The organism is Phaeobacter sp. 11ANDIMAR09 (assembly GCF_001294455.1).
Classification (GTDB): Bacteria; Pseudomonadota; Alphaproteobacteria; order Rhodobacterales; family Rhodobacteraceae; genus Pseudophaeobacter.
In genome coordinates this window covers 1-8,073 of sequence record NZ_LIKT01000056.1, presented here as the reverse complement: position 1 = coordinate 8,073, position 8,073 = coordinate 1, and the positions used below count along the sequence as shown (strand labels likewise).

General features: G+C 56.2%; 6 protein-coding genes and 1 pseudogene. 4 read left to right on the top strand and 3 right to left on the bottom strand.

All coding sequences use genetic code 11. From position 1 onward, the window contains the following. Positions 1-201: 201 nt before the first annotated feature. Positions 202-1,254, bottom strand: coding sequence for an ACR3 family arsenite efflux transporter (gene arsB / locus AN476_RS21710; RefSeq protein WP_054463853.1), 1,053 nt, complete (start codon positions 1,252-1,254; stop codon positions 202-204). A 143-nt stretch (positions 1,255-1,397) separates the two neighbouring features. Next, positions 1,398-2,417, bottom strand: a complete 1,020-nt coding sequence (locus tag AN476_RS21705) for a succinylglutamate desuccinylase/aspartoacylase family protein (protein WP_083464463.1) — start codon at positions 2,415-2,417, stop codon at positions 1,398-1,400. 105 nt (positions 2,418-2,522) lie between these two features. Between AN476_RS21705 and AN476_RS21700 the strand changes: the two genes are divergently transcribed. From AN476_RS21700 to adh, 4 genes are all read left to right on the top strand, one after another. Next, the gene (locus AN476_RS21700) at positions 2,523-2,858 is read left to right on the top strand and encodes a helix-turn-helix transcriptional regulator (RefSeq protein WP_054463852.1); all 336 of its coding nucleotides are present in this window, start codon (positions 2,523-2,525) and stop codon (positions 2,856-2,858) included. Further along, positions 2,855-3,550, top strand: a complete 696-nt coding sequence (locus tag AN476_RS21695) for an NADPH-dependent FMN reductase (protein WP_054463851.1) — start codon at positions 2,855-2,857, stop codon at positions 3,548-3,550. Before AN476_RS21700 ends, AN476_RS21695 begins: the two co-directional genes overlap by 4 nt. Positions 3,551-4,345: 795 nt before the next feature. Then, positions 4,346-5,302, top strand: a complete 957-nt coding sequence (locus tag AN476_RS21690; RefSeq protein WP_054463850.1) for a helix-turn-helix domain-containing protein — start codon at positions 4,346-4,348, stop codon at positions 5,300-5,302. A 130-nt stretch (positions 5,303-5,432) separates the two neighbouring features. Further along, the gene (gene adh / locus AN476_RS21685) at positions 5,433-6,956 is read left to right on the top strand and encodes an aldehyde dehydrogenase (RefSeq protein ID WP_054463849.1); all 1,524 of its coding nucleotides are present in this window, start codon (positions 5,433-5,435) and stop codon (positions 6,954-6,956) included. 654 nt (positions 6,957-7,610) lie between these two features. Here adh and AN476_RS21680 read toward each other — a convergent pair. After that, positions 7,611-8,073: pseudogene (locus AN476_RS21680) on the bottom strand (hypothetical protein); the annotation flags it as partial.

The following is an 8,073-nucleotide window of genomic DNA, read 5'->3' as shown; positions in this document are numbered from 1 at the left end:
GCCCCATCTCCGACGCCGGAGACTTGGTCTCGCGAAGCGCCATTCGCGGCGTTAGGTTCGCCGCCGCGAGCAATGCGTTGAACTGGTGCCTAGTCCAGCCTGCGGTCAGATACTCCACGACTTCATAGCTTTCACCGGAATTGCGGACGATATCCACGACGTTGCGCTACGTTGCGCAATCAGGGTTGTGATAAATAATGATCACCCCGCAGCCTCTGGAAAACGATTGCGTGTGCGATTAGCGAAGGCGACCAGCGATAGCATAACTGGCACCTCGACCAGCACCCCGACAACCGTTGCCAGTGCCGCGCCGGAATGAAGCCCGAACAGGCTGATGGCCACCGCGACAGCAAGTTCAAAGAAGTTGGATGTGCCAATCATCGCACAGGGGGCCGCAATACGGTGCGGAACTTTCAGCGCATATGCCGCACCATAAGCGATTGCGAAAATGCCATAGCTTTGGATGATAATTGGCACCGTTATTAGGACGATCACAAGCGGTCGGTTAAGGATCACTTCGCCTTGCAAACCAAACAGGATCACTACTGTCGCGATCAGACCGATGATCGACCACGGTTTAACCTTGGCGGTAAAGGCCTCAATCGCTTGGGCCGACCCTAAAATGCGCCGCGTGATCAACCCCGCAACCAGCGGCAGCACTACATATAGAACCGTCGCTAGCACCAGTGTTTCCCATGGCACCACGATGTCTGTGACCCCCAGCAAGAACGCCACAATTGGGGCAAAGGCCACGACCATAATCAAATCGTTTACCGAAACTTGCACCAGCGTATACGTGGCATCCCCTCGGGTCAGTTGTGACCACACGAACACCATCGCCGTGCAGGGCGCGGCCCCGAGCAGGATAAGACCCGCAATATATTGTGCGGCATCTTCGGGTGCGATAAACGGCGCAAACACATAGTCAAAAAACAGCACCGCGAGCAGCGCCATCGTAAACGGCTTGATTAGCCAGTTCACCACAAGCGTCACCAGCAACCCCTTGGGCTGTCGCGCCACACCTGCGACCGCCCCGAAATCCACCCCGACCATCATCGGATAAACCATCGCCCAGATCAGGACCGCAACCACCAGATTGATCGAGGCCACCTCGGCCGATGCCACGGCATTCACCAAACCCGGCGCGAAAACGCCAATCGCGATACCTCCGATCATCGCAAGGGCAACCCAGAGGGTCAGGAAGCGCTCAAAAGGGCCAAGTTTTTCATCATTGGATGTAGTAGAGTCGGTCATAAGTTTGCCTTTTGAATTTCTTACATGACGTATTCAGTTTCAGGTTTTGTCGTCTAAAAGTGCGGCAAAGAGGTTGCTGTCGATGTTGCCGCCCAACGCGGTGGCTGCTTGACGAACGGCACTCAGAGATAGCGGATGGGTTTTCATTGGGGCACCTTGTCAGCCTGCGCGTCTGCGGCGATCTGAAATACGGCATCCCCCCGCACAACCTGTGCCATCGCCCGTTTGCACAAAACGAAACCGGCGTAGGGAGAGTTAATCTGCTCCGGCGCTTGCAGTGGGGTTCCAGGGTGGTGGATCAGGCCTAACACCTCGTTTACGGCGACCGCATCTCCGATAGATTTAGACGGTTCGAACAGCCCTGCATGATAGGCATAGATCGACCCTTGCGTGTTCACTTCGCGGGTTCCGTGTGGAGGGTCTGGCACATAGTCAGGCAGCATCCCAAGGCTGTGCAATACCCGGCGCAATCCGCGTTCGGTTCGGTGCAGAATTTCGGGCGTGACTCCCCCTGACCCGCCAAATTCTGCCATGACATTGATTACGCCGTTACGGTTTGCAGCTCCCATCGCGGTACGTGCGGTGCTGTCACGCCCACCGCCGCTGGTGAACACCCATGCATAAGAGAGATCGAACGCCTCTTGCTGCCGTTGCAGCGCGTTAGATTCTTCTGGGCTATATCCCTGTCCGCGCAGCAGCGTCGACGGATAAAACAGCGAGCTTCCGCCTGAGTGCAGATCAATCGAGTAGTCAGCCAGCGGCATCAAAACGGTTTCGATATAATGGGCGATCATTTCGCTAGGGCTGCCCAATGCGTCGCCGGGAAACAGCCGGTTGAGGTTACCATCATCAACCGGCGATGTGCGCAAACCGGCCTGCGCTGCGGGTGCATTCGCTGTCGGCAAAAGGATCAACCGCCCGCGAATGTCTTGGGCTTCCAAATCACGCGCAAGGTTGGACACTGCAATCTGCCCCTCGTATTCATCGCCGTGATTGCCTGCCATGATCACCAGTGTCGGGCCGCTGCCATTTTGGATCGACACGACTGGTACGGGTATCCAGCCATAGGCCGAGCGATGCGCCGAATGCGGGACGCGCAGATAGCCTGCGTGTTTGCCAGTGGCCTCGAAACCTACTTCGGAGGTGATGAGCGTCGTTTTCAACAGGAACACCTTGCTTTGTTACTTCGGAAATCACCGAATTGATCTGGCTGGTACTGCCCATACGACCCGCTTGTCAACATTCGATAATTCGGATATCAGCGAATTATGAACCAAGACACTGCAATCGAAGCCTTCTCAGCCCTTGCACAAACCTCGCGTTTGGCGATCTACCGGATGTTGGTCAACGTCGGGCCAGACGGGCTTACCGCGACGGCCATTTCCAAACGCATAGGGGTCGTCCCGTCAACTTTGTCCGGACATTTGGCGGTGCTCAAACGCGCAGGCCTGTTAACAGCCACCCGCCATTCTCGCGAAATTCATTATGCTGCTAACTTGGGCGTGATGAATTCACTACTCAGCTTCATGCTGGCGGATTGTTGCGGCGGGCAGGTTGAAAATTGTTCGGAAATCCTGACGTTGTTAAGTCCGAGCGCTGCATGAGCGAAAACTTAGAGCCACTCAATATATTGGTCTTTCTGGGATCTGTGCGCACCAGCACGCCGCCACGCCCCGCGCGACTGGGCGAACGTGTGTCGCTCTTTTGCCGCGATCTTCTGATGGCTGCAGGCCACAACGTCATGCTGATTGATCCGCTAGTCGACATGCCGCATCCTGCCCCGGCAGAGTTCAAGCCACACTTCGCCTACGCAAACGGCAAAGCACCTCCAAAGCTCGATGCACTGGCGGACAAAATACGAAGTGCTGACGGCTACGTAATGGTCAGCCCCGAATACAATCATTCAATGAGCCCCGCACTAGCTGGCATGCTGAACCACTTTGGCAGTTCGCTGTATTCATGGAAGCCATCGGCAATCGTGACCTATTCTGCTGGCCAATGGGGCGGTGCCCGTGCTGGCGTGAACATGCGCACTTACCTGTCCGAGCTGGGTTGCTTACCGGTATCTGCGATGGTGCATGTTCCAAAGGCTCAAGGTGTCTTTACCGAGAGTGGTAAACTATCGGGGGCGCAAAATTCGGCTTCTTGGAAGAGCTATTGCAGCAGGGCGATGGATCAGTTGGCATGGTGGGCTAATGCATCCCGCAGCTATCGGGAAAACAATGACCCCGAACAGGTCGTTCCAGCATTTGTGAGCGATCCCAGTCAGAGAGACGCGGGGAACGACTCAGCCTGAGAAATGATACGCTTGCTACCCCTCCGTTGGGTTTTGGCCTCAACGGACTATCTGGTGGCCAGATCTTCTGAATGACCGGTTACTGTGGATAGCCCCAGTTCATTCTTGGCGCAGCAGCAGTGAGTTTGGGCTCTGAGCAGCCTAATGAGCTCGCAGAGATGGCCCGTCTTTATTCCTTCTGACACCGGTCGTTCAATCCGATGCTATGCTTTGGGCGTCAGCGCGGTGCTGACGTCAGGGTTTGGAGGCAGGATTCGAGGGCATATTATGCCAAGAGTCCAACTTCCTGCAGTCACCCCGAAGCGCAAAGCCTGGAACAAAGGGCGGATTACCTTGGTGTCGAGTTAGAAGATGCCTTGAGCATCGCTGAACGGATCGACATCTGCCCCATGGCGGCGGACGGCACTCGCCGTTCGCCGATTTAGAACAGACCTATGCCTTCGCAGCGGCGAAAGAGAAGTGCGAGCCCACTTTCACCGATGCCGCGGCTTGGGCAAACGTCTGCTTTGGTGCCAAAGTCACTGACATGCCGACATCAAAAGGGGCCTGCTGCGGATGCGCGACAGAATGTTCCTGTGGTTCAAACGCCAATCAGTGGGCTTGACCGTATGGCATGACAGCGTGGCTCCAAGGCGCTCAGTGGCCTCCATTGCAGCCAAAACTCCGCATGACGGCAGAGATTGCCCATGCAACTAAACTGCCATTTTGGTGTCTAACGCACCAAGAACGCAAATGGTGCGATCCTCCAAGAGGTTTGCTATGGTGTAGCAACCTATCCTTGACGGTAGATATTTGATGCGCCGAACCCGACATGCAGACAAGATTATCGAGGCGACCCAGTCGTCCTCTGCTGCCGCGCGGAGCCAGGTTGCAGCAAGTTGGCACCGTTCTGCAAACAAACATGGGTTAGACCCGGACGAAGCCCGCGCCCCAGAGCGGGTCGACCAGGCCGATCTGGATCATCGGCGGGCTGCGCTTGATAGGTTCATGATCGTCGCCTCTCCGCGGCTTGATACGCTCTTTTCGCTGGTCGGGCAGTCCGGTTGCGCCGTCTTGCTGACTGATGCAGAGGGCATCGTTCTGGACCAACGGATATCAGACGGGGACGCATCAGTTTTTGAAAGCTGGGGCCTGACAGCTGGCGCGGATTGGAGCGAAGCCCATCAAGGCACGAACGGGATCGGAACCTGCCTGACGGAAAACCGCCGCGTCATTATTGATCGTGATGAGCACTTCTTTTCCCGTAACACTGGCATGAGCTGCATCGATGCACCCATCTATGGGGCAGATGGGTCGGTGGTCGCGGCGCTTGATGTGTCGTCAGCCCGCGCGGATCAAACCGAAGCGTTCAACCGTTTGATCAGCGCGCAGGTCGGCCAAACAGCACGCGCGATCGAGGAGGCCTATTTCCGCGCTGCCTACACCTCGGGGCGCATTATCGTGGCAGAGGGCGGCGACAGCGATGCTGCGGTCCTATTGGCCGTCGATCAGGACGACCTCGTTATTGGGGCAACCCGCGCGGCACGCAATATCTTCGGGTTGCAGAAAACCGGCGCGATTTCGGCACGCCCGGCGGCCGACATTCTGGGGCGTGAAGAGGGTCCGACCGGGTTTGAGAAAGCAGAACGCGCAGCTGTTGTGCGGGCGATCGCGCGTGCCGACGGCAATGTTTCGCAAGCCGCGCGGCAGTTGGGCGTGGGCCGCGCGACGCTCTACCGCCGTATGAAACGGCTTGGGCTCGACGCAAGCTAAGCACCCTGTCCCAGTATTGAGACACTTCCATCCGACATTCCCAGTGCGCCTAATGACAGCGCGAAACGCATGCACCTATCCAAAGGCCAGTCCGGATGGAGGATCCGGCAACCTTAGGAGGAAAACACTCATGAAAGACATGGCACACACCGAGGCGGGCACATACACGTCGCCTTTCAAGACCACATACGACAACTTCATCGGCGGCAAATTCGTCGCCCCCGTGAAAGGTCAGTATTTTGAAAACGTGACGCCGATCACGAACGAAAAGATCAACGATTGCGCTCGGTCCACGGCTGAAGACGTCGAGCTGGCGCTGGATGCGGCCCATGCCGCCAAGAGCTCCTGGGGCGCTGTGTCCGCAACGAACCGCGCAAACCTGCTGCTAAAGATTGCCGACCGGATCGAAGAGAACCTCGAATTGCTCGCGCAGGCTGAGACATGGGACAACGGTAAGCCGATTCGCGAAACCATGGCTGCAGACATTCCGCTGGCGGCGGATCATTTCCGCTACTTCGCCAGCGTTTTGCGCGGTCAGGAAGGCTCCATGAGCCAGATCGACAACGACACCGTTGCCTATCACTATCACGAGCCTCTTGGCGTTGTGGGCCAGATCATCCCATGGAACTTCTCGATCCTGATGGCGGCGTGGAAACTTGCACCTGCTTTGGCTGCGGGCAACTGCATCGTGATGAAGCCCGCGGAACAAACGCCAGCAGCGATCATGGTTCTTGCCGAGGTCATCGCCGATCTTTTGCCCGATGGCGTGCTCAACATCGTCAACGGGTTTGGGGCAGAGGTCGGCGCGGCACTGGCCACATCCAAGCGTATTGCCAAGATCGCCTTTACCGGCTCAACCGCGACCGGCCGCACAATCATGCAGGCGGCAACCGAAAACCTGATCCCGGTCACACTGGAACTGGGTGGCAAAAGCCCCAACGTGTTCTTCTCGGACATCATGCGCGAAGACGACGCCTTCTTTGACAAGGCAATCGAGGGGTTCGTTCTGTTTGCCTTTAATCAGGGCGAGGTCTGCACCTGCCCATCGCGCGCGCTGATCCAAGAAGACATCTACGAACCCTTCATGGAGCGTGTGATCGAACGGGTGAATGCCATCAAACATGGCGATCCGCGTGATCCCGAGACCATGGTCGGGGCACAGGCGAGCCAAGCGCAGCAAGAGAAAATCCTGTCCTATTTCACAATTGGCGCTGAAGAGGGTGCCGAGGTTCTCGTTGGCGGGCAGGCTGCTGACTTTGGCGGAGAGCTCTCCGGTGGCAACTACATCCAACCAACGATCCTCAAGGGCCACAACAAGATGCGGGTGTTCCAGGAAGAGATTTTTGGCCCCGTCGTCTCTGTCACCACCTTCAAGGACGAAGCCGAGGCTTTGGCCATTGCCAATGACACGATGTACGGGCTTGGTGCCGGTGTCTGGTCGCGGGACATGAACACGTGCTACCGCATGGGCCGGGCCATCGAAGCAGGTCGCGTTTGGGTCAACAACTACCATGCCTATCCAGCTCACGCGGCATTTGGTGGCTACAAGCAGTCCGGGATCGGGCGCGAAAACCACAAGATGATGCTGGACCATTATCAGCAGACCAAGAACATGCTCGTCAGCTACAATCCCAACAAGCTGGGTTTCTTCTAGGTTTTTTTCAACCCCCGTCCTTTGGGCGGGGGCTGACTTCTGAACTGTTCGTATCGTGATTTCTTGATCCAGCCGTTCTAGTGCCACTCAGTAGTTTGGGTGATAGTCCGGACGGTTTCTCTTTCTGGCCCAAAGATCCTATGCTGGAGTGTTCGTTCAACAATTGTTGAACGAACATTTCCAAATGCTGCGAGTTCGCAAGGGCGGTCATTCGCGCAGCCGCAGCGAAATGGCGCTTAGTCCGCAGTCCTGCCCTTCAACCTCAAAACATTGCAGCAAGCCCCACCAATGACCGCTTTTCATGCGGCATCGCTGCGGTTGAGGGCTGTGTTCTCAAGTCGAAAGGCGGACTTTGCAAAGGTCGCAACCTGCGCAGAGCTGCCGTTGCCCATGGGCCGCGATGGTCACGCGAACCTTCCAAGGCGGAGGATGACTGCTGTCAGCCCATTTTGTTGAAAAACACCGAGTCGGGTCGAAACTGAGCATTCTGCCGGAACACTTTTCCTGTGAGGGAGTTTTTCAACAGAATAAGCCCAAGGAAGACATGGGAATTCTACCGGTCGAGAGACGCCAGCGGTTCGCCGTATCTGCAAGCCATTCAATGCGCCTGTGCCGTCAGAGAGGACAGAGGGGTACTAATGCACTCCAAGTAGTTCACGTAAAATTCAGTTTGCGAGGTGCCAGGATACAAAGAAAGCGGAAAGCTGCCTGAACATAATTGCATCGCTGTGTCCAAAGTCGCGCTTGAGATTTCTGGCAATGCACGAAGCCGAAGCTGTGCAGCGGCATCTTCGGTAAGAACCGGTGGTTTTCCCGGCCTTTCAACACCGAGATCGCCCAATCTCGAAGTGGATCACCTCCCTCATCCTTCGGGATATCAGAAAGCACACATATCACCCTGAGGCCATCGCTGTCTGCTTCATACTTTGCGAACGTGTCTGTCGGTAACAGTCGCTTTGGGTCGGATTGCAAGGTTTCAAAAACGGAAACGATCATGCTTTGTCCTTTGAATTCCAAATGCTGGACGCTTGGGCTTTTGATAACCTCAGCGAAGACCATCTTTTTCAAATATTTCAAAAAACCGGCTTGAAGTGCGGCCAGTTTTGCACGGAAATAT

What these genes read in the sequence shown, in the direction of transcription:
- arsB (WP_054463853.1), bottom strand. Translation starts at nt 1,254, where the DNA reads ATGACCGACTCTACTACATCCAATGATGAAAAACTTGGCCCTTTTGAG.
- AN476_RS21700 (WP_054463852.1), top strand. Translation starts at nt 2,523, where the DNA reads ATGAACCAAGACACTGCAATCGAAGCCTTCTCAGCCCTTGCACAAACC.
- AN476_RS21695 (WP_054463851.1), top strand. Translation starts at nt 2,855, where the DNA reads ATGAGCGAAAACTTAGAGCCACTCAATATATTGGTCTTTCTGGGATCT.
- AN476_RS21690 (WP_054463850.1), top strand. Translation starts at nt 4,346, where the DNA reads ATGCGCCGAACCCGACATGCAGACAAGATTATCGAGGCGACCCAGTCG.
- adh (WP_054463849.1), top strand. Translation starts at nt 5,433, where the DNA reads ATGAAAGACATGGCACACACCGAGGCGGGCACATACACGTCGCCTTTC.